Origin of the sequence: Streptococcus lishijunsis (genome assembly GCF_047290665.1) — a bacterium.
Classification (GTDB): domain Bacteria; phylum Bacillota; class Bacilli; order Lactobacillales; family Streptococcaceae; genus Streptococcus.
On sequence record NZ_JBLBUC010000048.1, the window covers coordinates 1 to 1,517 of the forward strand.

Annotated in this window: 1 protein-coding gene; it reads right to left on the reverse strand. The window is 41.0% G+C overall.

All coding sequences use genetic code 11. The features are described 5' to 3' along the window. Nucleotides 1–1,447 (reverse strand): IS3 family transposase gene (locus ACLN19_RS09075; RefSeq protein ID WP_413385523.1). Its coding sequence is split into 2 segments (ribosomal slippage), with 1,448 coding nucleotides annotated over them: nucleotides 1–802 and nucleotides 802–1,447; the frame shifts between segments, so codons are not numbered across the junction. This gene is flagged as partial in the annotation. Nucleotides 1,448–1,517: the final 70 nt, after the last annotated feature.

A 1,517-nucleotide genomic window follows, 5' to 3' on the forward strand; every position in this document is an offset into this window, starting at 1 on the left:
TATTTCTTGAGATAATAAGACTCTGTCTTGAAATGCCCAAAGAAACTTTCAATTGGTGCATTGTCGATACATTTCCCAACTCGTGACATGGATAGAGTGATGCCAGCCTGTGTTGTAAAATAGCGATATTCCTTTGAAGTGTACTGACTGCCACGGTCACTATGAATGAGCGGTGTCGCCTCTGGATTTAGCTGTAAAGCCTTCTTAATGGTCTTCATCACCAAGGGATTATCATTCGTGTGCCCAATCTCATAGGCGATAATAGAGCCGTCATAGAGGTCCTTGATCGCACTCAAATAAGCCTTGGCACCGATACCGTATTGTAAGTAGGTGACATCTGTGCACCACTTCTGATTCGGTGCTGTCGCGATAAAATCTCGATTGAGAAGATTTTCAGCGTAGAATCTGTCGCCAGCTTTCGTACAAGAGTGGCGAACACGTCGAATAACAGAACGAATACCCAGTATTTTCATGAGTCTTCGAATCCGTTTCTTATTGTAGTTGGTGGCGAATTGGCGGTTAAGGAAGGTCGTCATGCGATGGTAACCGAGGATTCCGTTATAGAACTTGTGGAGCTCTTTAATCGCCTCCATAATCTTTTTATTTTCCCGTTCAGATTGTGTCTCTTTGTGGTTAAGCCACTTATAATAGCCTGAACGTGAGACCTTAAGAATCTGACATAAGTTAGAGATAGAACTATCTGGGTGTTCATCATGGTAATCGCTAATTGCTTGGAACTTCTCTAGGTGCTTTCCCGCTCTTAGCGACGGTTTCGCCGTTTGATTTCTTCTAACTTTTTTAGCAGACCGTTCTCCATTTCTAAATAACGATTCCGTTCTTCCAGTTGTTTGATTTTGAGTTGAAGTTCTTCAGCTTCAGTGAGGTTTCGCTTGCTTTCTAGTCCCTTTCCTCTACGATCTACCAGCCCTTGAGCTCCCTCATTTTCAAACTTACGTACCCATGAATACACCTGTTGATAGGAGATGTCAAACTTCTCAATAGCTGCTTGGTAGTCTTTTTCATGGGCGATTGTGAAGTTGACAATCTCAAGTCGTTCTTCAAATGTGGTCTTGCGTCCTTGTTTCATACGGCTTTGTCCTTTACTTGTGGATGTTAATTCTTTACCACTAGTATATCGTTTTATCCAGCTTCTGAGAACATAAGTGTCAGAGATATGATAGTTTGAACAGATATCTCTTAAGGAACCTTTACCAGCTAGATAGTCTTGAACAGCTTGTTCTTTTAACTCAGACGAGTAGTGTTTCCAAGTTCGACTCTCCTTAAGACCATCGATACCGGACTTCTCATATTTCATTTTCCAAGACTGGATTGTTTGATGATCGACCTGATATTGTTTACTGAGTTGGGTAAGCGACTGCTCTTGGTTAAGGAATAAGCAAACAATTTCTAACTTTTCTTCTACTGATTTTGGACTTCTTTTGGACATGTGAAAACTCCCCTTATAGTGTCTAGTGAATTTTTGTTTTTTCACTGTCTACTATATGGGGAGTATATCA